We start from the raw sequence: 24,951 nt of genomic DNA, 5'->3' as shown, positions 1-24,951 counted from the left end.
CGTTACGAGGCGGTCCACACGGCCAGTTCGTAGCCGTCCGGGTCGATGAAGTGGAAGCGCCGGCCGCCAGGGAAGGCGAAGGTGGCGCGGCTGATGCGCGCGCCTGCTGCTTCTGCACGTCGCTGGGTGGCTTCAAGGTCGTCGGCGTAGAGGATGACCAGCGGGCCACCGGGTCGTACCGCTTCGCCAGTGGTGAAGCCGCCGCTCAGGCGGCCATCGGAGAACTCGGTATAGGTGGGGCCGTAGTCGGTGAAGGACCAGCCGAACACTGCGCCATAGAACGCCTTGCTGCGGCCGATGTCGGTGACGTTGAACTCGATGTTGTCGATCTGTCGATCCTGTCCGCGAATACCCATGTGGCCTCCTTGCGTGATGGAGCGCGCAGTCTAGCGCATCAGCGCAAGCGCAGGGGCTTGATCACGGTCTCTCCCAGCGTATCGCCGGCTCACCTGCTCGTGGCTTGCCCAAGCTCCAGGGCCTGCAACGATCGTCCACGGACGATATACTCCGCCGCCTCATGTCGTCCCCCGGAGAACCCCATGCGGCAGGCTTTGCTTATCGTCGATGTCCAGTCCACCTTCAGCCCTCCTGAGTGGCTGATCGACGGAATCCGCGCGTTGGCCGCGAAACTCCCCGCCATCGCCTCGGTCGAGTTGCACGACGAGCAGGTCACGCCGTTCCAGCAGCAGCTCGGCTGGCACCCGGCGCGCGAGGACGAGAGCCTGGTCGAGGCGGACGAAGTGTTCGTCAAGCACGGCTACGGGCAGACCGCCGAGGCCATCGACTACCTCAAGCGACTGGGCGTGGAGCGCGTGCTGGTCTGCGGCCTGCAGACCGAAACCTGCGTACTGGCCGCCGGCTTTGCGCTGTTCGATGCCGGGCTGAACCCGACCTTGATCACTGACCTGACGGTGGGCTCTTCACTGGACCGCTCGGGCAAGCTGGGTATCGAGCTGTGGACCCATCACTTTCGCCAGGTGACCACGGTGGCGCAGGTGGTCGAGGGGCTGCAAGGCTGAAGGGGCTGCACGCCAGCCCCTTGCGCCTACACCACCGCGATCAGGTCAATCTCCACCGCGGCATTCTTCGGCAACTGATACACCCCCACCGAAGTGCGGGTATGCTTGCCGGCCTCGCCCAGCACTTCATGCAGGATCGCCGAGGCGCCGTTGGCCACTTCGCTCTGCTGGGTGAAGTCTGCCGCCGACTGCACGAATACATTGATCCGCGCGATACCCTTGACCGCGTCCAGCGAGCCCAGGCTTTCGCTCAGCAGCTTCAGGCAGCGCAGGGTGCTGATCTTGGCGGCAGTCTGCGCCTCGGCGAGGCTGACGTCCTGGCCCACCCGCCCCGGGAGCACCACGGTGTCGTTGACCCGCGGGATTTGCCCACTGATGTACACCTGGTCGCCCAAGTGCAGCACTGGCACGTAGTCGCCGCCGATCTTCAGCGGGCCATTGAACGAATAACCCAGCGCCTGCAGAGCGGCTTCATAGCGGTCGTTTCTGGACATCGGTGTTGCTCCCAGTGTGTTCGAGGCGATGGCCAAGCCTAATCAAGCGCCCGCATGCCGACCAGTGGCTCAACCCTCCCAGCGCTTGAAAATCACGCTGGCATTGACGCCACCGAAACCGAAGCCGTTGGACAGCGCATATTTGGTATCCAGCGGCCGCGGCTGGCCTGCGGCAATGTCCAGCCCGACAGCAGCCGGGTCAGGGTCAACCAGGTTGAGCGTGGCCGGCGCCTGTTGGTCGCGCAGGGCAAGCACGGTGAAGATCGCCTCGATACCGCCGGCAGCGCCCAGCAAGTGGCCGGTGGCAGACTTGGTCGCACTGATCACCGGCGAGGGCACGTCGGCGAACACCGCCTTGATCGCTGCCAGCTCGCCCTTGTCGCCCACTGGTGTCGAGGTGGCATGGGCATTGAGATGGCCGACCTGTTGTGCACGGATACCGGCCTGGCGCAGGGCCAGGGTCATGGCGCGTCGCGCGCCGTCGCCGTCTTCCGGCCCCGAAGTGATGTGATAGGCGTCGGCGCTGGTGCCGTAGCCCACCAGCTCGGCCAGCGGCGTGGCGCCGCGTGCCAGTGCATGCTGCAGTTCTTCGATCACCAGCAGGCCGGCGCCTTCGCCCATGACGAAGCCGTCGCGGCGGGTGTCGAACGGGCGCGAGGCCTGTTCCGGATGCTCGTTGAAATCGCTCGACAAGGCCCGCGCGGCGGCAAAGCCGGCCAGGCTGACACGATGAATGGCCGCCTCCGCGCCGCCGCACAGCGCCACGTCCGCTTCACCGGCCAGGATCATTCGCGCGGCGTCGCCAATCGCCTGCACCCCGGCCGCGCACGCGGTGACCGGAGTACCCAGTGGGCCTTTGAGCCCGTGGGCGATCGACACCTGGCCGGCGGCCAGGTTGCCTAGGAAGGAGGGAATGGTGAAGGGTGACAACTTGCGTGGGCCTTTGCTGTCGGTGGTGCGCACGGCCTCGGCAATGGCCGGGAAGCCGCCCACGCCGGTACCGATGATGGTTGCCGTGCGTTCCTGTTGTTCGACGCTTTGCGGTTGCCAGCCGGCCTGCGCCAGGGCCTCCTGTGCGGCGCCCAGGGCGAACAGGATGAAACGATCGACCTTGCGCTGCTCCTTGGCTGGCAGTATGCGGTCGGGATCGAAGCCGGCCTCGCTGTCCTGCTGCAGGTCCGGCACCTGGCCGCCGATGCGCACCGCCAGGTCGCCGATCAGCGATTCCGGCAACTGCGCGATGCCCGAGCGCCCCGCCAGCAGGCGTTCCCAGACCCGCTCAACGCCACACCCCAGCGGTGTGACCGCTCCCATTCCGGTAACGACGATACGCTTGCTCATGAAGGTCTAACTCCCATGGAGGTTTGCTACTATTCAGCTCAAGAGACGTTACTATCATTATAGAAGTAACATCCAGCCCGAATATTTCACAGACCCGTGGTGAGCCTGCCTGATGCAACGCAAGACGCTTGTGGATTCCGAATGCCCTATCGCCCTGAGCCTTGAACACGTGGGGGAGTGGTGGAGCCTTTTGATCATGCGCGATGCCTTGCAGGGCCTGAGCCGCTTCGACGATTTCGCCAAGAGCCTGGAGATCGCTCCGAGCATGTTGACCCGCAGGCTCAATGCGCTGGTGGAGGCCGGCCTGCTCGAGCGCCATGCCTACAGCACCCGGCCCCTACGCCACGAATACCGGCCCAGTGCTCGGGGGCGCGACCTGCAGGGCGTGCTCTATGCGCTGATCGCCTGGGGTAATCGGCATTTTGCGCCTGAGGCCATCAGTGTGCAGGTGGTGGAAAAGGGCACGGGCAAGGCCTTGCAGCCGATGATGGTGGACGTGGAGTCCGGGCGCGTGGTGCCCTGGTCGGCGTGCGAGCTGGCGCAGGGCCCTGGCGCCAGCGAGGGGATGCGGGCGCGGCTGCAGCGCAGTCGCGAGGGCTGATCAGCCGCGCAGGGCAGGTGCCTGGCGCAGGCCGTCGCCGGCCACTTCCACCTGGTCGGCACGCAGGATTGCAGCGCGCTGATGTTCGTATTCCTGCTGCGACAGGCCTCGGCGTTGCAGCGCCTCGAGCTGCAACTGGCGCGTTTCCTCGGCAGTGTAGGGACGTTGTTCGGGATGGCTGGCACAGCCGGCAAGTGCGGCGATACCAAGGGCGGCCAGGGCAGCGAGCAGCAGGCGGGCGGTGGCGTTCATCGGCGGGTTTCCTGGTTCGAGGATTCGTCTGGCGAGTCGGTGAACACAGGTTATCGAGCACGGCCGCCGGGCAGAAATCGTCGTGCTCGATAGTCACTATCGATGAACGCGCCCGGCTCAGATCACCCGCGCACTGTGCAGGGCTTCCAGCGCCTGGCCGCGCAGGCGGGCCAGGCGTTCGTCCTGGCGTTCGCGCGGGTAGCCGAGGCCGACCCTCAGCTCGCGGCAGACAGTGCCCGGCCGGTTGCCGATCACCAGCACGCGGTCGCTCAGGTACAGCGCCTCGTCCACGTCATGGGTGACCACCAGCAGGGCGATGCGGTGGCGGCGTGCGAGGTCCAGCAACAGGTCCTGCAGCTTGAAGCGGGTGAAGGCATCCACGGCGCTGAACGGCTCGTCGAGCAACAGCAGTTGTGGTTGGCCGTACAGCCCGCGGGCAATGGCCACGCGCTGGGCCATGCCGCCGGACAGCGCCTTGGGCAGCGCATCGGCGAAGCCGCCCAGGCCCACCTCGTCGATCAGGCCGTTGACCCGGGCACGGTCGTAGCGCCGGTCCTCACTGAAGCCGATATTGTCGGCCACGCTCAACCAGGGCATCAGGCGCGGCTCCTGGAACACGAAACCGACCTGTTCCGGTCGTTGCTGCAGACGGCCAACGAAGTCGCGGTCCAGTTGCGCCACCAGGCGCAGCAGGGTGCTTTTGCCGCAGCCACTGGGGCCCAGCAGGCTGACGATCTCGCCGGGTTGCAGTTGCAGCTCGACCGCCCCCAGTACCGCAGTGGCACCGAATGCCTTGTGCTCGACGCGCAGGTCGAGCAAGGGTGCAGGTGTCGGTGCGGCAACGCGCAAGGGTTGGTTCATGGATTCAGGCTCCTCGGTCCGTGCCGTCGAAGGTGTCGCGCCAGTTCAGCCAGCGCTGTTCCAGCCCGGCCAACAGGCCATCGCTGAGTTTGCCGAGCAGGGCCAGGACAATGATCGCCGCGAGCACCAGGTCCGGTCGTGAAGTCTCCCGGCCGTCGCTGAGCAAATAGCCCAGGCCACGGGTGGCGGCGATCAGCTCGGCGGCGACGAGAAACATCCAGCTCAGGCTCAGGGCGCTGCGCAGGCCGGTGAATACGCCGGGTATCGCAGCCGGCAGCAGGATGCGCCGGGCCAGGCGCAATGGGCCGAAGCCGTACATGCGCCCGACCTCGACCAGCTTGCGGTCGATGTTGCGGATCGCGGCCACGCCGTTCAGGTACACCGGGAAGAACGCGCCGATGGCGATCAGTGTCACCTTGGAGGTCTCGCCGATGCCCAGCCACAGCAGCAACAGCGGCACCCAGGCCAGGCTCGGGATCGCCCTCAGGCTGGCGAAAGTCGGTTCCAGCCAGGCCTCCGCCTCACGGCTCAGGCCTACCCAGGCGGCGAACAGCAGCCCCAGGGCGGCGCCGATGGCAAAGCCGGCCAACACCCGCGACAGGCTGGCACCGATGTGTTTCCACAGCGCGCCGTCGGCCAGTTGCACCAGGGTCTGCGCCACTTCGCTGGGGGCGGGCATCTGGTAGGAAGCGATCCAGCCCAGGCGCACGACGGCCTCCAGCAGCAGGATGATCGCCAGAGGCAGCGCCAGGCCCTTGAGCCGACGTGGCCAGGGCGAGGCGGCAGTGGCGGGCGCCGGCGCGCTCACGCTGCGAGTGTGCGTGGAGAGGCTCATCGCTCGATGCTGGCCTTGCCGAAGGACGGGTCGATCAACTGGTCGATCACGGCGTTGACGTCGGCGCCACGCTTGACCAGCTCCTCCGACACCAGGATCGGCGCCACGGCCTTGGAGGCTGCTACGTCCTGTTCGGTCAGTTGTGGCGCCGAGAGGTCGGTACGCGACAGCTGCAGCTTGGCCACATCCAGCGGGAGCTTGGACTCATCGGCCAGCAGGCGGGCGAACTCGTCCGGGTGTGCGGCTGCCCAGTGGCGTGCCTGCTCGTAGGCCTTGATGACCGTGGCGATGGTTTGTGGATGCTGCTTGGCGAAGGTCTCGGTGACACTGACCACGCCATAGCTGTTGAAGTCCTTGTTGCGGTACAGCAGGCGTGAGCCGGCTTGCAGTTCGCTGGCGGCCATGTGCGGATCGAGGCCGGCCCAGGCATCGACATCGCCTTTCTCCAGTGCGGTGCGGCCATCAGGGTGCTGCAGGTGCAAGAGCTCGACGTCATCCTTTTTCAGCCCGGCCTTTTCCAGTGCACGCAGGGTGAACAGGTACGGGTCGGTACCTTTGGTGGCGGCGATCTTCTTGCCCTTGAGGTCATCAAGTGTCTTCAGCGGCGAGTCCTTGGCCACCACCAGCGCGGTCCATTCGGCGCGGCTGTAGACGTACACCGACTTGATCGGGCTGCCGTTGGCCCGGGCCAGCACCGCCGAGAGGCTGGCCGAAGAGCCGAAGTCGGCACCGCCGCTGTTGAGGTATTCCAGCGAGCGGTTGCTGCCCTGGCTGAACACCCAGGTGACCTTGGAGTCAGGCAGGGCTTTTTCCAACCACCCGAAATGCTTGAGCACCAGGCTTACGGGGGAGTAGTAGGCGTAGTCCAGGCGGACTTCCTTGGGCGCGGTTTCGGCGTGGGCGACGGGATTGAAGGCCAGGGCAACGAGGCCGGCAATAGACAGCGACTTCAGGGCGCTGGGCAGGGCTTGGGCAAACAGACGCATGGGGCGATCCAGTCGAGAAGAGGGATCAGGACCGGTTGCAGGCAGCGTGCCATCTCGCCAGGCCCTGGTTTTGCGCAGATGGGCGCGCAAATCAGGGCTGACAGCTGTGCTGAGTCGGGCAAAGTGTTGCCCTGCTGTTGCAGGGCGAACAGTTGAGGCTTTGGCAGCCGGTCAGCGCTGCGCGAACCGTGCCATCAACGCCGGATAATCCTGTGGGTCGGGAAAGCCTTCGAAGCTGACGACAGCACCGGTACAGGCCCATGGCAGCTTCTCCTGTGTCCAGGTTTCCATGAACGGTGCGTAGTGCTGCGGGTTTTCCAGCAGGCTGCTGCGCACGCCCACGACCGCGTCGTTACCGGCGGGCCGGGTGAACAGCCAGCTCATGCAGTGGGGGCAGAACTCATGACGGGTTGCGCCCCGAAGACCTCCAGGCACCGGCGCCCCGCGCGTGACCCTGAACCCTTCGGCTGGGAACAGCGCCGTCAGCGAGAACGCACTGCCCGACATCTTCTGGCAGCCCGTGCAATGACAGGCGCTGGTCATGATCGCGGGGTGATCGGATTCCAACGTCACCTGCCCGCAACGGCACCCACCTTGAATCTTCATGCAACGGACCTCGTGTCGGTATGGCAGGCCGTTTGACGAACGGCCTGGATACGTGAAGCATGCGCGAGTATCAGCCTGATTAAAACTGATCAAACCTGCCGAGCTGCTCATAGGAAATGTATGAACACCCCTCAACTGCAATGGGAAACCCAGCGCGTGTTCCTGGCGGTCTTGCGCACGGGCAGCCTCTCTGCCGCCGCGCGCATGCTGGGCATTGCCCAGGCCACCGCGCGTCGGCGTATCGACGCGCTGGAGCAGAGCGTGGGCATGAGCCTGTTCGTGCGCTCGCCGGCAGGCTTGATGGCCACGGAAACGGCGAAGGAGCTGATCGGCCATGTCGAGTCCATGGCCCTGGCAGCGGAAGCCTTTGCCCGCGCCGCGTCTGCCGAGGCCCAGGTGCCGGGAGGCACGGTGCGCGTCACCAGCAATCAGTTGCTGGGGGTGGAGGTGCTGCCGGCGATGCTGGGTGAGATCCGCACGGCCCGGCCGGAGCTGACACTGGAGCTGAGCATCTCGAACCGGCTTGAGGCCCTGGCACTGCAGGAGTCTGACGTGGCGGTGCGGATTCGCAGGCCTACCGAGGCGGCAGTGGTCACCCGGCATGTGGGGGACCTGCGGATAGGCCTGTATGCGACCCCTGAGCTGCTGCTGCGCCATGGCGTGCCGAACACCCATGCAGACCTTGCGCGCTATCCGCTGATCGGGCCTGATCGCAACCTTGCTGAAGTGATGTTTCTCGAGCAGAACGGCTTTGTCTGTGTGCCGGAACGCATGGCGCTGCGCACCGACGATCACCTCGCCCAGTTCGCGGCACTCAGGGCTGGTGTGGGGGTTGGGGTGTGTGCCGAGCAACTGGCGCGGCGGCATGGGCTGGTGAGGGTGTTGCCGCAGGCCGTGGCATTTTCGGTGGATGTCTGGGTGGCAATGCACGGCGATCTGCGACGGGTTCGGCGGATTGGCCTGGTGTTCGAGGCGCTGGGGGCGGCGCTGTCGGCGTTTCTGGCCGCCCCGCGTGTCAACTAGTTCTGCTGCAGGGCATCGACAATAACCTGCCGCAGCCAGCGATGCCCTGGGTCCCGATGTACCCGCTCCGGCCACAGCATCAGCATCTCGAATCCCTGCACCGCCAGGGGCGCCTCTACCACCTTGAGCCTGGGGTCGCTGACCACCAGCCGCTGCGGAAGCATGGCTACCAGGTCCGAGCCGACCAGCATCGCCGCCAGCAGCATGAAATGCGGCACCGACAGCACCACGTTGCGCGCGAGCCCTTGCGCGGCTAGCGCGGCGTCCGTAGGGCCATGGAAGCCGCCGCCGTCGGGTGAGACGATCACCTGCTCCAGCGCACAGAACTGCTTGAGTGTCGGCTTGCGCCTGAGCCCTGGATGTTCGACTCGGCCGACCAGCACGTAGCGCTCGACGAACAGGCTGCGCTGGCGCAGCTCTGCCGGCACCTGCCGGGCAATGTGAAAGGCCATGTCGATCTCGCCGAGCTCGGCCTGGCGGAGCAGGGCCGAAGGCTGCAGGTCGAGCACCGCCAGGCGTGTGCCCGGGGCGGCGCTGCGTAGCCTGGCCAGGGCGGGCAGCAGGATGGTCGAGGCACTGTAGTCGGTGGCGGCCACGCGCCAGGTCTGGCGGGCGGCGGCCGGGTCGAAGGGGTGCGGCGCAGCGATGGCAAGCTGCAACGCCTCCAGCGCCTGGCGCAACGGTGCGCGCAAGGCGTCTGCCCGCGCGGTCGGGCGCATGCCCCTCGGTCCGGGTAGCAGCAGCGGGTCTTCAAGCAGCTCGCGCAGCCGCGCCAGCTGCACGCTGACGGTCGGTTGTGCCAGATGCAGGCGCTGCGCCGCGCGTGTCACATTGTGCTCGCTGAGCAGGGCGTCGAGGGTCACCAGCAGGTTGAGGTCGAGGCGACGCAGGGAATCGTGCAAGGCAATACCTGGAATAGTGGATATTCATTTCTACTATACCGTGCGGCCGCCCATCATGGCCCGCATCCCTTTACGGAGTGCCACCATGAATGTGCTGATCGTCTACGCCCACCCTGAACCCCGCTCGCTCAACGGCTCGCTCAAGGACCATGCGGTTGCGCACCTGCAGCGCCAAGGTCACGTCGTGCAGGTTTCGGACCTCTACGCCATGGCCTTCAAGCCGCTGATCGATGCCAGCGACAATACCGCCGGCCAACCCGGCGTGCGCTTTCGGGTTTCGGAAGATTCACGCCAGGCTTTCGCCGATGGCACGCAGAGTGCCGACATCGCCCTGGAGCAGGAGAAACTGCGCTGGGCCGATGCGGTGATCCTGCAGTTCCCGCTGTGGTGGTTCGGCCTGCCGGCAATCCTCAAGGGCTGGGTCGAACGGGTCTATGCCTATGGCTTCGCCTACGGCGTGGGCGAGCATTCCGACCAGCACTGGGGTGACCGCTACGGTGAAGGCAGCATGGCCGGCAAGCGCGCCATGCTGATGGTCACGACCGGTGGCTGGGCCTCGCACTACGCGCCGCGGGGCATCAATGGCCCACTGGAGGCGATCCTGTTCCCCATCCAGCACGGCATCCTGTTCTATCCAGGGTTCGAGGTGCTGCCGCCGTTCGTGCTCCATCGCACCAGCCGCATCGACGATGCAGCATTCGCCGATGCCTGCATGCAACTGGAGCGGCGCCTCGATGATTTGTGGGTCGATACACCGATCCCATATCGGCGCCAGAATGGCGGCGACTACCTGATTCCCGAGTTGACCTTGAGGCCGGAACTGGCGCCGGGGGAGGAGGGGTTGGGGGTTCATTTGCGTGGCGATTGAATATGCAAGTATTTGTATCCCGTGTGCGAAGGCCCGGGATTTCAATCGACATTCTGCAGATAACACGGGTACTCGTATTTCTGCCGCCGAGCCTGCTCCAGGTCAATCCGTACAACCTGCAACAAGGCGTGGTCGTCAGCCTTGGCGGCGACGGCCAGTGGCAGGCCCGCGGGGGAGTACGCCATGCCGTGGCCGCCAAAGCGCTGACCCTGTGCAGCCTGCCCGGTGCGGTTGGCGCTGATCACGTAGGCGCCGGAAACGATCGCGGCCATGCCCGCGGCGCAATCCCAGTAGCGATGGTCGGTGCCGGAGGCGCGGGGGACGACGATCAGGTCGGCACCGTCGCGTCCATAGTGGCGGGCGCGTTCATTGAACATCAACTCGGTACACAGCAGCACACCGAGCTTGAGCTTGCCCACCTCGATCACGTCGAACCCCTGCTCGACAGTGGTGAACCAGGTCTGCTCATGAAAGCCCGGCTCCTCGGGGAAGAAGTGTTTCTGGTGGACGAAGCGGTAGCCTGTGGTATCCAGCACGAAGGCTTCGTTGACCAGGCGCCCGTCCGCGAGCAGCGGCCTGCTCGACAGCACGGCAGGTACGTCGAGCCTGGCCAGGGCGTCGAGGGCGGATTCATGCAGGGCCACACTGTGCTGCGCAGCCTGAGTGTCGAAGGTGGCGTGCTCGGCCAGCCAGGGGCCGAAGGGCATTTCGTTGGTGATCAGCAGATCGGCCTCGGCGGCACGGACCTGCTCGGCGATCTGTTGCCACTGCGGACTGTCAGGGGTCAGGCCTTCTGGCCATTGGGCGTAGGCCACGGTGATCAGGGACATCTGCAAACCTCGAGGGGCTGGGCGGGTGCGGCCAGTCTAGGCAACGAGCAGAAGAAGCACTTGCAGATTCTTGCGCTTGAGTCAGTGTCTCAACCCGCTTGCGACCGACGTCGCTTGACCCGGTACATCTCGCCGTCAGCATGGCTGAGCAGGGCATCGGCATCGCGCCCGTCGGCGGGGTAGCAGGCGACGCCGATGCTGCAGGTCGGCATGGCGAGGCCGCCGAAGTCGGCATCCAGCGGCTCGACCATGACGGCCAGGATCTGTGTGACCTTGTCGAATACGGCGCTGCGCGACGGCAGGTCGGTGAGCAGGATGGCGAACTCGTCGCCGCCCACCCGCGCTACCGTGGCATGCGCGCCGGCACAGCGCTCCAGGCGCTGGGCCACCAGGCGCAGCACGCGGTCGCCGGCACTGTGGCCGTGGGTGTCGTTGATTTCCTTGAAGTCGTCGATGTCGACGAATAGCAGCGCCAGGGTATCGCCGTGCTGCTGCGCCGCCTTCAACGCAGCGTCCAGGCGGCTGTTGAACAGGGCGCGATTGGCCAGCCGGGTCAGCGGGTCGTGGTGGGCGAGAAAGCGCAGCTCTTCTTCGGCCTCGGTGAGGGCGGTGACGTTGCGCGCCACGCCGATGCGTGCGCCGACCTCTTCTGACCAGAACGCCGCCCAGAGGATATGGACGACACCGCCATCCTTGCGGATGTAGCGGTTGCGAAAATCGAAATGCGCCTGGCCGGACATGACCCGGACGATCGAGGCCCGAGTGGCGGGCAGGTCGTCGGGGTGCATGTAATGCGTGATCGGCGTGCCGATGAGCTCCTCGGCGCGGTAGCCCAGCAGCGCTTGGCAGGCATCGCTGACGAACACGATCTGGTCGTCCTGGTCGACCACGAAGACGGTGTCGAGCATCAGGTGGATCAACTTGGGATAGAGCGCTTGCAGGTCGACGGGCATGGTGCGGGTGTCCGGGTCATAAGGCTCGATCAGGGCCAGATCGCAGAAGGGCCGACGAGTCATCCTGCGCGCGCCCGGCACCCGGGCGGTACCGGCCGATCGTTCGCGGCCACAGCACAGCCTACAGGGTATGGCCGTTATGGCCAGCAGGGCGGTGAAAAATAGTCGCAGGCGCAGCCGAACGGGTTCGGTGATGGCATGATGCGCCGACGAATGGCATCTTGCAGCCGCCATTGCTGGCAGCTCACGGTTTCTGGTCCAGACTGTGTTAAGCCTGTCGCTGTTCATGTCGCCTGTCGGTCAGTCATCGCTTTTTCCCTGCTGTTCTATTCAGACGAGGGCCATCAATGATCGAGCGCCGTTCCTGTCGGGCCTTGCTGCTGTCGCTGACCTTCGCGGTATTGCCGCAGGTGGCGCTGGCGGTCGATGACTGCACGCGCCTGACCGCCACCGGCAACCCCGAGTATCCACCTTACCTGTGGCGTGACCCGCAGGACCCGCAGCACCTCGTCGGGGCCAATGCCGATCTGCTCAAGTACATGGCAGGTGAGCTGGGGCTGGATGTGGAAGTGAAATATTCCGGGCCCTGGGGACGCGCCCAGGAAGAAGTGCGTACCGGGCGGGTCGATCTTCTGGCGGGCTACTTCCTGACCCGCGCGCGGCAGAACGAGGTGAACTTCATCGAGCCGCCGTTCCTGCACACCCCAAGCGTGGTCTGGGTGCGCAGCGACAGCGCTTTCGCCTATAAAGGCTGGGACGATCTGCGCGGGCTCAAGGGTGGGGTACTGGTCAACAACAGCCATGGCGAGCAGTTCGACGAGTTCGCCCGGACCAACCTCAACCTGGAGGCAGTGCCCGGCGCCAGGCAGGCGTTCGAGAAGCTGCTGCACAAGCGTAGTGACTATGTGATCTTCGAGCAGTTTCCAGGCATGGCCCTGGCGCGCGTGCTGAAGGTGGACGAGCAGGTGCAGGTGCTCGAGCCTCCGGTGTCCAGCGAGGGGCTGTACCTGGCGATGTCCCACGACTCGCCGTGCAACCGGCCACAGTTGCGTGAGCAACTGGCCGCGAAGATGAGGGAAATCGTGTCCAGCGATCTGCCGCAGCGCCTGGTTGCACGAAACCTGGCGCTTTGGCGCCAACAGCAGGAGAACGTGGCGGCGCCTTGACCAGGGCGGTGTGGCTGCGGCAAGACTTCCCAGCGAAAAACCCGGATAATGGCGCCCATTTCGTTTTACGCGCTGGTGTGCCCGCATGGAAATCAAGGTCAATTTTCTCGACAATCTCCGACTTGAAGCCAAGTTCGACGACTTCACGGTGATCGCCGATCAGCCCATTCGCTACAAGGGCGACGGCTCGGCGCCTGGTCCGTTCGACTACTTCCTGGCCTCCTCGGCGCTGTGCGCGGCGTACTTCGTCAAGCTCTACTGCCAGACCCGCGACATCCCCACCGAAAACATTCGCCTGTCGCAGAACAACATCGTCGACCCGGAAAACCGCTACAACCAGATCTTCAAGATCCAGGTCGAGCTGCCCGAGGATATCAGCGAGAAGGACCGCCAGGGCATCCTGCGCTCCATCGACCGTTGCACCGTGAAGAAAGTGGTGCAGACCGGCCCCGAGTTCATCATCGAGGAGGTCGACAACCTCGACGCCGATGCCCAGGCACTGCTGATGCCGGTGTCCGACACCACCACCTACATTCCCGGCAAGGACCTGCCGCTGGAGCAGACCATCGCCAACATGTCGGCGATCCTGGCCGATCTGGGGATGAAGATCGAGATCGCCTCCTGGCGCAACATCGTGCCCAACGTCTGGTCGCTGCACGTGCGCGACGCGCAGTCGCCGATGTGCTTCACCAACGGCAAGGGCGCGACCAAGGAAGCTGCGCTGGCCTCGGCACTGGGCGAGTTCATCGAGCGCCTGAACTGCAACTTCTTCTATAACGATCAGTACTGGGGCGAGGACATCGCCAACGCACCGTTCGTGCACTACCCGAACGAGCAGTGGTTCATGCCTGGCCCGAAGGACGCGTTGCCGCAGGAGATCCTCGACGAGTACTGCCTGGAGATCTTCAACCCCGATGGCGAACTGCGCGGCTCGCACCTGTACGACACCAACTCGGGCAACAAGGCCCGGGGCATCTGCTCGCTGCCGTTCGTGCGCCAGTCCGACGGGCAGACGGTGTATTTCCCGTCCAACCTGATCGAAAACCTCTACCTGAGCAACGGCATGAGCGCCGGCAACACCCTGGCCGAAGCCCAGGTGCAGTGCCTGTCGGAAATCTTCGAGCGGGCGGTCAAGCGCGAGATCCTCGAAGGCGAGCTGTGCCTGCCGGACGTGCCGCAAGAGGTGCTGGCCAAGTACCCGGGCATCGTCGCCGGTATCCAGGGGCTGGAGGAGCAGGGCTTCCCGGTGCTGGTCAAGGATGCCTCGCTGGGCGGCGAGTTCCCGGTGATGTGCGTGACCCTGATGAACCCGCGCACCGGCGGGGTTTTCGCCTCGTTCGGCGCGCATCCAAGCTTTGAGGTGGCGCTGGAGCGCAGCCTCACCGAATTGCTCCAGGGTCGCAGCTTCGAGGGTTTGAACGATCTGCCACAACCGACTTTCGAAAGCCACGCGTTGACCGAGCCGAACAACTTCGTCGAGCATTTCATCGACTCCAGCGGCGTAGTGTCGTGGCGCTTCTTCAGTGCCAAGGCCGACTTCGAGTTCGTCGAGTGGGACTTCTCGGGCCAGGGCGAAGACTCCAACGAGCAGGAGGCGCAGACGCTGTTCGGCATTCTCGAAGGGCTGGGCAAGGAGGCGTACATGGCGGTATACGACGACCTCGGTGCCACCGCTTGCCGCATCCTGGTGCCGGGCTATTCGGAAATCTACCCGGTCGAGGACCTGATCTGGGACAACACCAACCGCGCGCTGGGCTTTCGTGCCGACATCCTCAACCTGCACAACCTCGACAGCCGCTCGCTGAAGTTGTTGTACAAGCGCCTGGAACAGGTCGAGGTGGACGAATACACCACCATCACCACGCTGATCGGCGTCGAGTTCGACGACAACACGGTGTGGGGCCAACTGACCATCCTCGAGCTCAAACTGCTGATCCAACTGGCGCTGCAGCGTTTCGAGGAGGCCAAGGAACTGGTGGAGATGTTCCTGCAGTTCAACGACAACACCGTCGAGCGCGGGCTGTTCTACCAGGCGCTGAACGTGGTGCTGGAAGTGGTGCTGGACGACGAGCTGGAGATGGACGACTACGTCTCCAACTTCCGGCGCATGTTCGGCAATGAGCGCATGGACGCGGCACTCGGCTCGGTGGACGGCAGCGTGCGCTTCTACGGGCTGACCTCAACCAGCCTGAAACTTGAAGGTCTGGACCGCCACCTGCGTCTGGTCGAGAGCTACAAGAAGCTGCATGCGGCGCGTGCCCGCGCGGCGGGCTGAGGCCCGCTTCAGCCCAAGAGAGGGTACATAGCGACCCTCTCGTCTATTTTTTTGTACCAATCCCCTCAGCCATGTGTCCATTTGGCTGAACTTGGCGTCAGATTTGCCTGTCCATCATGTAACAAAACTGTCATATATCCGTGACAAGTGTGACGAGCTAATCCGATGCCGCTGACAACCCCTCCCGCCAAACACAGAGCGACGATCATCTGCTTCGACAAAGGAAGGGTCTTGCTCGTGCGCAAGAAAGGCGGCAAATGGAACTTCCCGGGTGGCGTCATCGAGCGAGGCGAACAGCCGCATGAGGCGGCAGCCCGAGAGCTGCATGAGGAAACCGGCCTGAGCGACCACGGTTTGCTGCATCTGTGCACCTTGGAAGTGGCCGGGATTCTCCATTACATCTTCACCACCCACCTGCACCCCGGCGATCGCCCATGTGCGCGCAGAGAAATTGCCGCGTGTACATGGATCGAGCGCCGTGGGCTGGCGCGTGCGCCGCTCAATCCGGCAGCCGAGGCGTTGCTCGCCTGCCAGATTCCCGCGCTGTCGGCCTGGGCAGCCTGATACTGAACGCCGCTTGGCTTGGCGATGGCAGCCGAGCCTTGTGACGGGGCCCGCATTACTGCATCTTCACCGTTCATTTCTGTTGGAGGTATCCCATGGACTGGAATGACCTGCGCGTCTTCCTGGCGATTGCCCGCAGCGGCTCGCTCGGGGCGGCCGCCAAGCAGTTGGGCGTCAGTCATCCAACCGTAGGTCGGCGCCTGCAGGTGCTCGAGCAGAGCAACGGTCATGCTTTTTTCCGTCGCACCAGTGAAGGGTTGGTACTCACCGCAGCGGGGGAGAGCATCCTGAGTCTGGCCGAAGACATGGAACGCAGCGCCTTGGCCATCGAACGGCGTATCGCGGGCGTGGGCGAACAGCCGGAGGGCTTGCTGCGCATCGCCTGTGCAGACTGGTTCGCAGGATTCGTGCTGGCACCTGTGCTGCATGAGTTGCACGGCCGCTACCCGTTGATCGTGGCCGAGGTGATCCCCAGCCACCGATTGTTCGACCTGGCGCGCCGGGATGCCGAAATCGCTTTTCGCATCGTCCCGTTCACCGAGCCGGACATCGTTCAGCGTCGGCTCATGACCCTGCACTATGGGCTGTACCAGGCCGAGCACCAAGCCTTCGATCCCGGCGAGGGCGGTGAGGCGCTCGGTCTTGTCACCATGAATACGGCCCAATCCCATTACCCTGACGTCCACTGGTTGCAGTCGCACTTCCCCAAGGCGCGGACTGTATTCACCAGCAGTAGCCGCAGTGTGCAGGCGCGGCTATGTGCATCAGGGCTGGGTGTTGCAGTGCTGCCGCGAGCGATCGGCGACCAGTCGCCGTTGCTGCGCCGGCTGGATATCGGCGAGCCGCCACCAGACCGTGAGATCTGGATGGGCTATCACCAGGACATGCGCCAGATGGACCGGCTGCGGGCATTGGCCGATCTGGTGGTAGAGAGGCTTGGCGATGCTCCATGAGCGCAGGCACCGCTACCGGGCAGCTGTGGGGCGGCGCGCCAGGGTAAAACTCAAGCCTGCGCCCAACACCAGGCAAGCGGCCATGCACATCAGCGCAATGGTGAAGGCATGACTGATGGCGGTCGGGTCGGTGCCAGCGCCCAGCACCCCATAGAATATGCCGCCGATCACCGCCACGCTGAGCGCCGTGCTCACTTGCAAGGTCGAACTGGTGACACCGGCCATCATCCCGGACAACGCTGGGGCGACGCGCCCTGTGATCATGCGCATCAGGGTCGGCATCGCCAATCCCTGGCCGAAGCCGATGACGAATAGCACGACGGCAAAGATCGCGGGCTGCGGGCCAGGGTTGCCCGGTGTAAGGGTAATGAGACCTGCGAGTGCGACCAGGCCTGCAACCATCAATGCCAGGCCAACGGCGTTGGTGTAGAGGCCCAGCACGCGTGTGCACAACGGTGCGGTCAACGGCCCGATGAGAAAACCCGCGCCGAAGGGCAGGAAGACCAGGCCTGCATGCAGCGCGCTTACATGCAATGCACCTTGCAGGTAGATCGAGAAAAGCAGGAAGAAGGCACCGATCGTGTAGAACGACAGGGCGACCAGCAATGCCCGGCGCAGCCCCGGCACGCGCAGCGCGGCCGGATCCAGCAAGGGCGCTCCCCCCGCGCTGGCCAGGCGGGCCTGGTGGCGCCAGAAGGTCCAGCCAAGCAATGGACAGGCGATCAGCGACAGCCACGCCCACAGCGGCCAGCCGGCCTCACGACCTTCGATCAACGGCACGATCAGCGTGGCAAGTGTGAGCATCGACAGGGCCATGCCGCCGAGATCGAGCCTGCGCGCATGGCTGGCGCGAGTCTCCTTGATCAAGGGAATGCCGAAGAGGATGACCAGCAACGCGACCGGCAGATTGATGAGAAAGATCATCCGCCAGCCAAGCCCGAACAGATCGAGCGAAATCAGGATACCGCCCAGTGCCTGTCCGATCACGCTGGCCAGACCGAACACCGCACCATACAGGCTCAGCGCCAGGGGCTTTTCCGCCTCGGGGAAGATCGCCTGTACCGAGGCCAGTGCCTGTGGCGCCATCACTGCCGCGGTGATGCCTTGCAGCGCACGGCCAGTGATCAGCATCCAGGGCGTGGCAGCGAACCCGCAGAGCAACGAGGCGGCGGTGAAGCCGACAAGGCCGATGAAGAACATGCGTCCGCGGCCATGCAGGTCGCCCAGCCGGCCACCGGTGATCAGCGTTACCGCATAAAGCGCGGCATAGGCGGAAATGACCAGTTGCTCGGCCGATGCCGAAGCATTCAGGTCGCTGCGTATCGATGGCAGCGCCACATTGACGATGAAGAAGTCCAGCGGTGGGAGGAATGCCCCGACAAGCAGGACCACGAACATCGCCCAGCGGCGTTGGTCGGGGCCGGCTGCCCTGTCGTCAGGTGCCAGGGTGAGTGAGTGGTCAATATCAGGTGGGTTTTTCATACGAGGCCCTCGTAAAAGATGGGGCCATGCTAGGAAGCGCTTGCAGATGGGGTCAACGCTTTACCCCCTTACAAAAATGAACGTTGAAACTGCAGGAATGACAGTCCCGTCAATGCCTTGCGACTCGCACAATGGCTCGGACAACCGGCTGTGAACGCCGGCTCCCCAGACCTGCAGGAGATCGTTGCAATGAACCTTGAGACTTTGGAAAAACGCCTGGACCGCATCGAAAGCCGCCTGGCGATCGAGTCGCTGATCTGGACCTACGCCCAGGCCTATGACCGCGTGGATGAGGCACTGCTGGAAAGCATCTGGCATGTCGATGCAACCCTGGACTTGCCGGCATTCGGGCACGGAACCGGGCGCGAGGGCATTCTGGCCATGGCTCGGGAATCGTGGCGGAAAATGCCGCACATGCATCACTGGATGGCCAACCCGCTGATCGAGCTTGACGGCGAAAGCGCCACCGCGGTCTCACAGGCCGACTGTCTGTTCCATGACATCGAACAAGGCCCTGTGCAGGCCGCTGGCTTGTACCATGACCGCTTCGAGCGACGCGATGGAGAATGGCGTTTTACTGAGCGCCGCTTCGAGCTGATGTTCCTGGTGCCACTGCAAAACTGGAAACCCATTGCCGGTTCGCAGGCGTTCGCCCGCTCATGAAATCAATAGCCTTGCTCGGAGGTGGCAACTAGCTCGAACTCGTGTAGGCGCGGCGGTTCGGCGCCCCGACTTGTCCCGCGAACACGGGCGTAGCCCGTGCCAGGCAGCGCGGTGTCTTTTTCGCGGGTAAACCCGCTCCCACAGGGGATTGGGCTGGTCTTTAAATTTTGAGCAAGACAGTTGCTTCTACAGGTGCGATGGGCACCTGTAGAAGCGGTTCAGGGTGTTCCTTGGAGCAGCAAGACAGCGCCCGCCAGCTTGCGAAAACACCTTCACTCCTTCACCACCGCCAGCCCCGCCTCCTGGGGTGTTTCGGCCTCCAACTTCAAGCGGTCGGCCTTGCTGATGTACTTGGGCTTGTTGCTCTTGGGCGCCAGCTTGGCGTTGGCTTTCTTGGCGTGAGCCTTCAACAGCTGTTTGATCTTTTTCTGACGATTCATGTTTTTCGCGCCCCTTGAGCGCATCCACTGGCAAAACGCGGCGAGCTTAGCGCTGCCGATCCTGATGGACAAGGTTATCGATGTGCCGCCAACGAGAAGGGTGCATCGCTCTCGTGCGGCCGGCCTTGAAGGATCTGCCGGGTGATCATCTCGCCGCTGGCGCACGCAAGGGTGAAGCCCAGCGCGCCATGGCCAACGTTAAGCCACAGATTCTCCAGCCCCGGCGCCCGGTCGATGATCGGCTTGCCCAGCGCAGTGGCAGGACGCAGGCCCGCCCATGCCTGGGCCTGGCGCAGGTCCAGGGCGGGGAACAGTTCCGACACCTGCGCTTTCAGCAGGTCGATGCGCCGCTTCGGGGCCTCGGCCGAACGCACGCCCATGTCCACCATCGCGGCGATCCGCAGGGTGCTGCCCAGCGGTGCGTAGACAATCTTGCGACTGGCGTCGGTGACGCTGAGCCGGGGCAGGGCGTTGGCATCGGCAGGCTGCACGCTGAGGCTGTAACCGCGCAGCCCATAGAGCGGCAGGCTGATCCCCAGCGGTTTGAGCAAGCCAACACTGGCGATGCCTGAGGCGATGATGAAGGCGTCAGCCTCAAGGGTTTCGTTACCCAGCTTCAGCGCAGTAATCCGCTTGCCCACCTTGGTGAAACCGCTCACGGCCTGGCCCAGCTTGAAGCGCACATTCGCCAGGCCATCCAGATGACGTTTGAGCCCCTCGCAGAACAACCGGCAGTCTGCGGTGGCTTCGCCGGGGGTGAAGATGCCGCCGGCAAGTTGCCCGACCACCCCTGACAGCGTGGGCTCAAGGTTGCTGCATTGGCTGGGCGTCAACAGGCGTTGCTGCGACCCGGCCTGTTGCTGAAGTTCGGCCAGCCTGACTGCGGCGCCCAGCGAAGCTTGGCTGCGATGGATGATCAGTTTGCCGGTCTGGCGGAGGTTGAAATCGATCGGTGTCTGTTGCAGCAACTGCTCCAGCAACGCCTGGCTGCGTTGGGACAGCCTGAGCATCTCGCGTACCGTGCGCTCGACCCGGCTTGCCCGGCATGCCCGCAGGAAGGCCAGGCACCAGCGCCATTGCTGCAAATCCAGGCGCGGCTGCAGGCGCAGTGGCGAGTCGCTGGCGAGCAACCACCTGGGCAGGTTGGCGAACACCGACGGGTCGGCCAGGGGCGCCACGTAGTTGTAGCTCAGTTGCCCGCCATTGGCGAAGCTGGTCTCCAGGGCGATATCCTCGTTGCGTTCGACCAGCGTGACCTGAAGCCCTTCGCGCGCCAGGTACAGCGCACTCGCAAGGCCAATGACCCCACCCCCCACGACCACCACATGCATGTGCCTTCTCCTGAAATCGTGCCACTGCGCTCAGTATCCAGCCTTGCCGTTCACGTTCGCCAAGGCCTATAACTGCAGCTTCCATAACCTTGGGCTATGACCATGCGTATCCGTCACATCGAAGTGTTCCAGGCAATCCTGCGGACCGGTTCCCTGACGCGCGCAGCACAGGCGCTCAACATCACCCAGCCTGCGGCCAGCAAGCTGCTGGCCCATGCAGAGGCGAGCCTGGGTTTCGTCTTGTTCGAGCGGGTCAAGGGGCGTCTGCAGCTCACCCGCGAGGCCGAAATACTGATCCCGGCCATCGACAAGGTGTTCCGCGACCTGGACGATGTGCGGCGGCTGTCGCGCAGCCTCAGGCATCAGTCCAGGGGCGCGCTGCGCATCGGCTGCATTCCGTCACTGGGCTTGAAGGTGCTGCCTCACGCCCTGGCAGCAAGCCAGCGCGCCAATCCCGAGCTGTCCCTGGACCTGATCACCGCCCACAGCGATCAACTGGCGCAGGCGCTGCTGGCGCGCGAGATCTCGATTGCCTTCACCTTCAATGCCCAGCCACGACCCGGCTTGAAAGTCATTGACCTGCACGAAGTCGAGCTGGTCTGCCATGACGACACGCAAGACCAGGGGCCGGTGTCACTGGATGCCATCGACCCTGCGCGAATCATCGGCCTGCCGGCCTCGGACCCCCTCGGTGAGCTGGTCCGGCCATGGCTTGGCGGCGTGGACAGCCGCACCCAGGTCCAGACCTACTATGTGGCTTGCGCCCTGGCCCAGGCGGGGGCAGGTATCGCCTTGATCGATGAGTTCACCGCCGACGCCTTGCTCCCGCCAGGGCAACGCGCGCGACGGATCACGCCACGGCTGCCCGTGGTGCTGACAGCGGTGGTGCATGAGAATGCGGTGTTGTCGAAGCTTGAGAAAGACTTCATGGCCTCGGTCAGGCTCATGGCTGCCGGGGCAGCCATAACCTGAACTCATGCTTTGCTGCGTTTGCCTGCCTGGCGGATCGGGGTGCGACTGGCTGCACGCAGGTTGTTTCGCACGACCTTCTTGAACTGCGACGAGAGACGGGACAGGCGGTTATGCATCATGCAGGAGTAGACGAACACGATCGCGCAGACGAGGAAGATGATGGGCAGGTGCTGCGCGGACGCACACATGAGCGCTGTAATGCATCCTGCGAAGGCATTGAACGCCGCGCCTCGAGCGATGCGATCCCTGCTGACGTAGGTCTCCATCATCCTCACGGCATCGGGGATCGAGTGCGCGACGATCTGCGCGGTCTTTTCGTAAGGCTGTTTCTTCGGGCTGCCAACCAGTCCTTCCCAGATTGACAGGACACGATCGCGCTGTGGCGCGACGGGCTCCAGCCAGGCATGGATCTGCTTGTCCAGTTGCGCGCTTCTTCTGATCAGGAACGAAGACGTGGTGTCGACGTAGATACCCAGCACGTAGACGACTGGCAGGTAGACCAGGATGAAGAGTTCCTTGGTGTCCTTGAGTGCGGCCAAAGGATCCGCTGGAAGATAGGGCGCGTAAAACTTGTGCAGCAAAGCCGCCAGCCACGCCGAAGCGGCAATGCCGGAAATCAGGTATTCGATAAGCGCTACTGCGAACTGCATGGTGCCCTCGGTCAGGCTCGGGTGGGGGGTAGGGGTGGAGTGGCGGTGATCGGGGATATGTGTCCGGGATGATGTGGATCCTGCCACGAGCCTTCATGCGGCAGCCATTTGCAGGGGTTCAGATCGACGTCCTCGTATTGATTGAGCTGGATGCGCTTTCTGTTTTCACGCTCAAGCTGGCGGATATGCTCCATCACCTGTTTGTACCTCAGGTTGAAGGCATACTCGTTTCCTCGATAGGTGATCCCGCTCAGTCGTTTTCGACCCTCGGCAAGGGGAATGAACATTTTCAAGTAGCTTGGACGATAGTTCTCGTCGCACTGAGCCAGCCAGCCGGCCAGAAGGTTCGCCGCTGGCATCTTGTCCTCTGCCATCGCAAGGTTGGTGATCGAGTCGATCTCGCCCCAGGTATCGTCGATGAACGTTTCCTTGACCTTCACCGAGTCATAAGCGATGCCATGATGACTTGCGAACTCAAGGTAGGTTTTGAAGGTGTCGTTGATAAGGGCATAGAAAGCCTGGTCATCGCTTTTGAACAGCTTGCTCAACAAGGTTGAAAAATGCCCCCCGTTTGGGTCGGCATAGACGAAGTGGGTATCGGTCTTGAGTGAGAAGTAGCTGAAGAGGAAGAAGTCTCCCGGTTCGATGCCGCACTCCTTCAGTGCTACATAAGGATGGTCGGCCAGATACAGCTTGCGTTCGCCCTGTTCGTTGAAGCGCCCGATGGCGGCGCTCTGTGGGGGCGGGAAGAACGCATTGGCATCGATCGAGCGGTTCATGAAGGTATGCCTGCGCCCGCTTCTGATCTTGCGCACCCGAGAGAACACCGAACCCTTGCAGTAGGTACGCGACTCAAGAGGTATTGCACCCAGACTGAAGGCGTAAGGGTTCGATTGCGGCAACAGGTGCTGGCGTATGGCTTTACGATAACCGTCCATTCCGATGATGGGATTGAAGGCGTCGAAGCTGACGGTCAGCGGTGGAACGAATCGAAGCTGGAAATTCATGCGTAGAGCCTTGGGACGTTCTTGCAGTTAACGATCGATTGCCCGCACAACCCTCTTGAACGAGGCGTTCAGCGCGTTGGACCCAGTTTTTTCTCGAAGTACACCCGGTTGAAGCCGTCTTCGCTGCGCCGTGCGACCTCGACATAGCCAAGCCTGGGGTAGAGGCCGAGGTTGTCGGTCATTCGCTCGTTGGTATAGAGCTGCACTGTATTCAGCCCGAGTAGGCGCGCGCGGCTTTCGCACAGGTTGATCAGCGCCTTGCCGATACCACGTCCGGCGGCACTGGGCAGCACGGCCACGTTTTCCAGCAGCATGTGGTTGTCGTGGGGGTAGAACACGATGAAGCCCTGCAGGCTGGCCTGCTCGTCCAGGGCCACGTGGACCCAGCCAGTCGCGATCTGGCTGGCGTAGTCGGCCAGCATGGGGGCGGGCTTGCGGCCTATCAAAGGGATGTAGCGGGCATAAGCCTGTTCGGCGCAGGCCTGGATGGCGGATTGGTCGGCGGGGGTGGCGGGGCGGATCATCGTGCGCTCTCCTTGGGGCGGATGCGGGCTGAACCCGCGGGCGCGATCAGGCGCCCGCAGGCTTGCAACCTAGTGAAGATCCTTGAGCAAGGCAACGAGGCTGTGCATTTGCTCCACAGCTTCGGTTGCCGCCTTGGCCGGTGGCAGGCTTTCGCTGCGACGGATGGTGAAATAGCCGTCGTCTTGTGACGTTTTGCGAATACCGCGGCGTGCCCGTTCGGCGTTGGCGATTTCGATCAGTGGCTCACGGTACTGCACGTGCACGGAGTTGAGGTAGATGTAGGAGTTGATACGGAAGTGGTCGCCTTCCTGGCGGATCAGCAGCGCCGCCGCAAACAGTGTGCCCAGATCCGGGTCAAGGAAGCGTTCGAACGCTTCCAGGCTGAAGTAGGTGATGACCCGGCGAGGATCGGTGGTGAGATCGTCGAAAGCTTCGTTCAATGCTCTGTGGAACCGAGCGAACTTGCGTTCTTTCAGGCACCTGTCCCACACCTGCGGCCGACGCGCATAGAGCTGGAACAAGCGCACATTGGCCTTTGCATCATTGCCCGTCGGCCCGTTGACCAGGGCTGCCAGGTCCTTGGCGCGCGAACTCGGCGCATTGGGGGTGAGGATCTTGTGCAGGGCGTCGAGTGCCTCCTGATGCTTGCTTGCCACCGTGGTGACCAGCTTGCCCAGGCCGTCGCCTTCGGCGATCTCCTCTTCTTCCTGGATGGCCTTGCGAAACTGCGCCAGGGTGGATTTCACGTGAGGCGCGGTCCACTCCAGTTGTTCGATCTGGGTGAGGAATTCGGTCAGCCAGGTGTAGCCGACCGGAATCCACTGGTCGTGCTCCGGGTCGTTCTCGTGGCCGTCGAGGAAGATATGGATGCCGCGGTAGTTCGGGTAGAGATTGTTCAGGGCTTCGTAGTAGGTCTTGGTCTGGTCTTCCCCCTCGTGATGACCAAACTTGTTCTCGATGGCGATGTAAATCTTGGCCGCGGGGTCCAGCGCGAGCACGTCGATATAGCGCTTCTGGTTGCGCAGTCCCAGTTCGGCCTCCGTCATCACCATGAGCGAGGAGAAGGCCAGGGTCTGTACGTTCGAGGCGGCCAGGAAGCGGCGGTCATTGAGGCTCAGGTTTTCGACATGGCTGGATTGTCCTGCCCGGGTCAGCAGCGACTTGATCGCCTGGTCACCCAGCCCGTGGCCCTGGGTCGGATCGATCAGCCAGGCGAGGAAGCGCGAGACGTTCACTTCCTTGGGAAAGCAGATCTGAAGAGCGTCGCTGTGGGTGGAAAGCGCGAGCATCCGTTGCACATCCGAGTCGGCGTAAAGAGCGTCGACCAGAGATTCCAAAGTCATGCGAGTCCT

Annotated in this window: 28 protein-coding genes; 10 read left to right on the top strand and 18 right to left on the bottom strand. The window is 63.7% G+C overall.

The window, feature by feature from the left end:
• Positions 1–2 precede the first annotated feature (2 nt).
• Positions 3–356 (bottom strand): VOC family protein, encoded by a 354-nt coding sequence (locus F6X62_RS14060; RefSeq protein WP_153773887.1) that lies wholly within the window; start codon positions 354–356, stop codon positions 3–5.
• Between the two features lie 183 nt (positions 357–539).
• On the opposite strand from F6X62_RS14060, the gene F6X62_RS14055 reads away from it, so the two are divergent.
• Positions 540–1,019: an isochorismatase family protein gene (locus F6X62_RS14055; protein WP_054891465.1), complete on the top strand. Its 480-nt coding sequence runs from the start codon at positions 540–542 to the stop codon at positions 1,017–1,019.
• Positions 1,020–1,045: 26 nt separating this feature from the next.
• Here F6X62_RS14055 and F6X62_RS14050 read toward each other — a convergent pair whose 3' ends face one another.
• Together F6X62_RS14050 and fabF are read right to left on the bottom strand one after the other, a co-directional pair.
• On the bottom strand, positions 1,046–1,513 hold the full coding sequence (locus tag F6X62_RS14050) for a RidA family protein (RefSeq protein ID WP_153773886.1): 468 nt from the start codon (positions 1,511–1,513) through the stop codon (positions 1,046–1,048).
• Positions 1,514–1,582: 69 nt separating this feature from the next.
• Complete coding sequence (fabF, locus tag F6X62_RS14045) at positions 1,583–2,854, bottom strand: beta-ketoacyl-ACP synthase II (protein WP_153773885.1); 1,272 nt, start codon at positions 2,852–2,854, stop codon at positions 1,583–1,585.
• A gap of 112 nt (positions 2,855–2,966) precedes the next feature.
• Here fabF and F6X62_RS14040 point away from each other — a divergent pair, with 112 nt between their 5' ends.
• On the top strand, positions 2,967–3,455 hold the full coding sequence (locus F6X62_RS14040) for a helix-turn-helix domain-containing protein (protein ID WP_153773884.1): 489 nt from the start codon (positions 2,967–2,969) through the stop codon (positions 3,453–3,455).
• Here F6X62_RS14040 and F6X62_RS14035 read toward each other — a convergent pair whose 3' ends face one another.
• The 5 genes from F6X62_RS14035 to F6X62_RS14015 form a co-directional block, all read right to left on the bottom strand.
• Positions 3,456–3,707, bottom strand: a complete 252-nt coding sequence (locus F6X62_RS14035) for a hypothetical protein (protein WP_054891461.1) — start codon at positions 3,705–3,707, stop codon at positions 3,456–3,458.
• A gap of 117 nt (positions 3,708–3,824) precedes the next feature.
• Positions 3,825–4,568 (bottom strand): ABC transporter ATP-binding protein, encoded by a 744-nt coding sequence (locus F6X62_RS14030; protein WP_153773883.1) that lies wholly within the window; start codon positions 4,566–4,568, stop codon positions 3,825–3,827.
• A gap of 4 nt (positions 4,569–4,572) precedes the next feature.
• Positions 4,573–5,403 carry an ABC transporter permease gene (locus F6X62_RS14025; RefSeq protein WP_153773882.1) on the bottom strand — a complete coding sequence of 277 codons (831 nt, stop codon included), beginning with the start codon at positions 5,401–5,403 and terminating at the stop codon, positions 4,573–4,575.
• On the bottom strand, positions 5,400–6,389 hold the full coding sequence (locus tag F6X62_RS14020; RefSeq protein ID WP_153773881.1) for an aliphatic sulfonate ABC transporter substrate-binding protein: 990 nt from the start codon (positions 6,387–6,389) through the stop codon (positions 5,400–5,402). Before F6X62_RS14020 ends, F6X62_RS14025 begins: the two co-directional genes overlap by 4 nt.
• A gap of 171 nt (positions 6,390–6,560) precedes the next feature.
• Positions 6,561–6,995: a GFA family protein gene (locus F6X62_RS14015; RefSeq protein ID WP_153773880.1), complete on the bottom strand. Its 435-nt coding sequence runs from the start codon at positions 6,993–6,995 to the stop codon at positions 6,561–6,563.
• 120 nt (positions 6,996–7,115) lie between these two features.
• On the opposite strand from F6X62_RS14015, the gene F6X62_RS14010 reads away from it, so the two are divergent.
• Positions 7,116–8,018: a LysR family transcriptional regulator gene (locus tag F6X62_RS14010; RefSeq protein WP_153773879.1), complete on the top strand. Its 903-nt coding sequence runs from the start codon at positions 7,116–7,118 to the stop codon at positions 8,016–8,018.
• On the opposite strand, the gene F6X62_RS14005 is transcribed toward F6X62_RS14010, so the two are convergent.
• Positions 8,015–8,920, bottom strand: coding sequence for a LysR family transcriptional regulator (locus tag F6X62_RS14005; RefSeq protein ID WP_153773878.1), 906 nt, complete (start codon positions 8,918–8,920; stop codon positions 8,015–8,017). The genes F6X62_RS14010 and F6X62_RS14005 overlap by 4 nt on opposite strands.
• Positions 8,921–9,005: 85 nt before the next feature.
• On the opposite strand from F6X62_RS14005, the gene F6X62_RS14000 reads away from it, so the two are divergent.
• Complete coding sequence (locus tag F6X62_RS14000) at positions 9,006–9,788, top strand: NAD(P)H-dependent oxidoreductase (RefSeq protein ID WP_153773877.1); 783 nt, start codon at positions 9,006–9,008, stop codon at positions 9,786–9,788.
• Between the two features lie 41 nt (positions 9,789–9,829).
• Here F6X62_RS14000 and F6X62_RS13995 read toward each other — a convergent pair whose 3' ends face one another.
• Positions 9,830–10,618 carry a carbon-nitrogen hydrolase family protein gene (locus tag F6X62_RS13995; RefSeq protein WP_153773876.1) on the bottom strand — a complete coding sequence of 263 codons (789 nt, stop codon included), beginning with the start codon at positions 10,616–10,618 and terminating at the stop codon, positions 9,830–9,832.
• Between the two features lie 89 nt (positions 10,619–10,707).
• Positions 10,708–11,571 (bottom strand): sensor domain-containing diguanylate cyclase, encoded by an 864-nt coding sequence (locus tag F6X62_RS13990; protein WP_153773906.1) that lies wholly within the window; start codon positions 11,569–11,571, stop codon positions 10,708–10,710.
• Positions 11,572–11,918: 347 nt separating this feature from the next.
• Here F6X62_RS13990 and F6X62_RS13985 point away from each other — a divergent pair, with 347 nt between their 5' ends.
• The 4 genes from F6X62_RS13985 to F6X62_RS13970 all read left to right on the top strand — a co-directional run bounded on the left by F6X62_RS13985 (position 11,919) and on the right by F6X62_RS13970 (position 16,529).
• Positions 11,919–12,737: an ABC transporter substrate-binding protein gene (locus F6X62_RS13985; RefSeq protein ID WP_112898480.1), complete on the top strand. Its 819-nt coding sequence runs from the start codon at positions 11,919–11,921 to the stop codon at positions 12,735–12,737.
• 85 nt (positions 12,738–12,822) lie between these two features.
• Positions 12,823–15,012 (top strand): OsmC domain/YcaO domain-containing protein, encoded by a 2,190-nt coding sequence (locus F6X62_RS13980; protein WP_153773875.1) that lies wholly within the window; start codon positions 12,823–12,825, stop codon positions 15,010–15,012.
• Positions 15,013–15,177: 165 nt separating this feature from the next.
• Positions 15,178–15,576 (top strand): NUDIX domain-containing protein, encoded by a 399-nt coding sequence (locus tag F6X62_RS13975; protein ID WP_153773874.1) that lies wholly within the window; start codon positions 15,178–15,180, stop codon positions 15,574–15,576.
• 95 nt (positions 15,577–15,671) lie between these two features.
• On the top strand, positions 15,672–16,529 hold the full coding sequence (locus tag F6X62_RS13970; RefSeq protein WP_153773873.1) for a LysR family transcriptional regulator: 858 nt from the start codon (positions 15,672–15,674) through the stop codon (positions 16,527–16,529).
• Between the two features lie 12 nt (positions 16,530–16,541).
• Here the strand turns inward: F6X62_RS13970 and F6X62_RS13965 are convergent, their stop codons facing one another.
• A complete protein-coding gene (locus F6X62_RS13965) occupies positions 16,542–18,011 on the bottom strand; it encodes an MFS transporter (RefSeq protein ID WP_218572554.1) in 1,470 nt (489 codons plus the stop codon).
• 189 nt (positions 18,012–18,200) lie between these two features.
• Here F6X62_RS13965 and F6X62_RS13960 point away from each other — a divergent pair, with 189 nt between their 5' ends.
• Positions 18,201–18,674: a nuclear transport factor 2 family protein gene (locus F6X62_RS13960; RefSeq protein ID WP_153773872.1), complete on the top strand. Its 474-nt coding sequence runs from the start codon at positions 18,201–18,203 to the stop codon at positions 18,672–18,674.
• Positions 18,675–18,946: 272 nt separating this feature from the next.
• Here F6X62_RS13960 and F6X62_RS13955 read toward each other — a convergent pair whose 3' ends face one another.
• The gene (locus F6X62_RS13955) at positions 18,947–19,114 is read right to left on the bottom strand and encodes a DUF2986 domain-containing protein (protein ID WP_065862662.1); all 168 of its coding nucleotides are present in this window, start codon (positions 19,112–19,114) and stop codon (positions 18,947–18,949) included.
• A gap of 74 nt (positions 19,115–19,188) precedes the next feature.
• Positions 19,189–20,445, bottom strand: coding sequence for a D-amino acid dehydrogenase (locus F6X62_RS13950; RefSeq protein WP_153773871.1), 1,257 nt, complete (start codon positions 20,443–20,445; stop codon positions 19,189–19,191).
• A 102-nt stretch (positions 20,446–20,547) separates the two neighbouring features.
• On the opposite strand from F6X62_RS13950, the gene F6X62_RS13945 reads away from it, so the two are divergent.
• On the top strand, positions 20,548–21,417 hold the full coding sequence (locus F6X62_RS13945; protein ID WP_178117553.1) for a LysR family transcriptional regulator: 870 nt from the start codon (positions 20,548–20,550) through the stop codon (positions 21,415–21,417).
• 2 nt (positions 21,418–21,419) lie between these two features.
• On the opposite strand, the gene F6X62_RS13940 is transcribed toward F6X62_RS13945, so the two are convergent.
• The 4 genes from F6X62_RS13940 to F6X62_RS13925 form a co-directional block, all read right to left on the bottom strand.
• Entirely contained in the window at positions 21,420–22,067 is a 648-nt protein-coding gene (locus F6X62_RS13940; protein WP_153773869.1) for a hypothetical protein, read from the bottom strand.
• An 11-nt stretch (positions 22,068–22,078) separates the two neighbouring features.
• Positions 22,079–23,074: a hypothetical protein gene (locus tag F6X62_RS13935; protein WP_153773868.1), complete on the bottom strand. Its 996-nt coding sequence runs from the start codon at positions 23,072–23,074 to the stop codon at positions 22,079–22,081.
• 68 nt (positions 23,075–23,142) lie between these two features.
• Positions 23,143–23,598, bottom strand: a complete 456-nt coding sequence (locus tag F6X62_RS13930; protein ID WP_153773867.1) for a GNAT family N-acetyltransferase — start codon at positions 23,596–23,598, stop codon at positions 23,143–23,145.
• Between the two features lie 69 nt (positions 23,599–23,667).
• Positions 23,668–24,942, bottom strand: coding sequence for a PD-(D/E)XK nuclease family protein (locus F6X62_RS13925; RefSeq protein ID WP_151924861.1), 1,275 nt, complete (start codon positions 24,940–24,942; stop codon positions 23,668–23,670).
• Positions 24,943–24,951: the final 9 nt, after the last annotated feature.

The organism is Pseudomonas sp. MNR3A (genome assembly GCF_009650575.1).
In the GTDB taxonomy this organism is placed as follows: Bacteria; Pseudomonadota; Gammaproteobacteria; order Pseudomonadales; family Pseudomonadaceae; genus Aquipseudomonas; species Aquipseudomonas machongensis.
This window is presented reverse-complemented; position numbering and strand designations above follow the sequence as displayed.

Coding starts and splice junctions, on each gene's coding strand:
- F6X62_RS14060 (WP_153773887.1), bottom strand. CDS start 356: ATGGGTATTCGCGGACAGGATCGACAGATCGACAACATCGAGTTCAAC.
- F6X62_RS14055 (WP_054891465.1), top strand. CDS start 540: ATGCGGCAGGCTTTGCTTATCGTCGATGTCCAGTCCACCTTCAGCCCT.
- F6X62_RS14050 (WP_153773886.1), bottom strand. CDS start 1,513: ATGTCCAGAAACGACCGCTATGAAGCCGCTCTGCAGGCGCTGGGTTAT.
- fabF (WP_153773885.1), bottom strand. CDS start 2,854: ATGAGCAAGCGTATCGTCGTTACCGGAATGGGAGCGGTCACACCGCTG.
- F6X62_RS14040 (WP_153773884.1), top strand. CDS start 2,967: ATGCAACGCAAGACGCTTGTGGATTCCGAATGCCCTATCGCCCTGAGC.
- F6X62_RS14035 (WP_054891461.1), bottom strand. CDS start 3,707: ATGAACGCCACCGCCCGCCTGCTGCTCGCTGCCCTGGCCGCCCTTGGT.
- F6X62_RS14030 (WP_153773883.1), bottom strand. CDS start 4,568: ATGAACCAACCCTTGCGCGTTGCCGCACCGACACCTGCACCCTTGCTC.
- F6X62_RS14025 (WP_153773882.1), bottom strand. CDS start 5,403: ATGAGCCTCTCCACGCACACTCGCAGCGTGAGCGCGCCGGCGCCCGCC.
- F6X62_RS14020 (WP_153773881.1), bottom strand. CDS start 6,389: ATGCGTCTGTTTGCCCAAGCCCTGCCCAGCGCCCTGAAGTCGCTGTCT.
- F6X62_RS14015 (WP_153773880.1), bottom strand. CDS start 6,995: ATGAAGATTCAAGGTGGGTGCCGTTGCGGGCAGGTGACGTTGGAATCC.
- F6X62_RS14010 (WP_153773879.1), top strand. CDS start 7,116: ATGAACACCCCTCAACTGCAATGGGAAACCCAGCGCGTGTTCCTGGCG.
- F6X62_RS14000 (WP_153773877.1), top strand. CDS start 9,006: ATGAATGTGCTGATCGTCTACGCCCACCCTGAACCCCGCTCGCTCAAC.
- F6X62_RS13995 (WP_153773876.1), bottom strand. CDS start 10,618: ATGTCCCTGATCACCGTGGCCTACGCCCAATGGCCAGAAGGCCTGACC.
- F6X62_RS13990 (WP_153773906.1), bottom strand. CDS start 11,571: ATGCCCGTCGACCTGCAAGCGCTCTATCCCAAGTTGATCCACCTGATG.
- F6X62_RS13985 (WP_112898480.1), top strand. CDS start 11,919: ATGATCGAGCGCCGTTCCTGTCGGGCCTTGCTGCTGTCGCTGACCTTC.
- F6X62_RS13980 (WP_153773875.1), top strand. CDS start 12,823: ATGGAAATCAAGGTCAATTTTCTCGACAATCTCCGACTTGAAGCCAAG.
- F6X62_RS13975 (WP_153773874.1), top strand. CDS start 15,178: ATGCCGCTGACAACCCCTCCCGCCAAACACAGAGCGACGATCATCTGC.
- F6X62_RS13970 (WP_153773873.1), top strand. CDS start 15,672: ATGGACTGGAATGACCTGCGCGTCTTCCTGGCGATTGCCCGCAGCGGC.
- F6X62_RS13965 (WP_218572554.1), bottom strand. CDS start 18,011: ATGAAAAACCCACCTGATATTGACCACTCACTCACCCTGGCACCTGAC.
- F6X62_RS13960 (WP_153773872.1), top strand. CDS start 18,201: ATGAACCTTGAGACTTTGGAAAAACGCCTGGACCGCATCGAAAGCCGC.
- F6X62_RS13955 (WP_065862662.1), bottom strand. CDS start 19,114: ATGAATCGTCAGAAAAAGATCAAACAGCTGTTGAAGGCTCACGCCAAG.
- F6X62_RS13950 (WP_153773871.1), bottom strand. CDS start 20,445: ATGCATGTGGTGGTCGTGGGGGGTGGGGTCATTGGCCTTGCGAGTGCG.
- F6X62_RS13945 (WP_178117553.1), top strand. CDS start 20,548: ATGCGTATCCGTCACATCGAAGTGTTCCAGGCAATCCTGCGGACCGGT.
- F6X62_RS13940 (WP_153773869.1), bottom strand. CDS start 22,067: ATGCAGTTCGCAGTAGCGCTTATCGAATACCTGATTTCCGGCATTGCC.
- F6X62_RS13935 (WP_153773868.1), bottom strand. CDS start 23,074: ATGAATTTCCAGCTTCGATTCGTTCCACCGCTGACCGTCAGCTTCGAC.
- F6X62_RS13930 (WP_153773867.1), bottom strand. CDS start 23,598: ATGATCCGCCCCGCCACCCCCGCCGACCAATCCGCCATCCAGGCCTGC.
- F6X62_RS13925 (WP_151924861.1), bottom strand. CDS start 24,942: ATGACTTTGGAATCTCTGGTCGACGCTCTTTACGCCGACTCGGATGTG.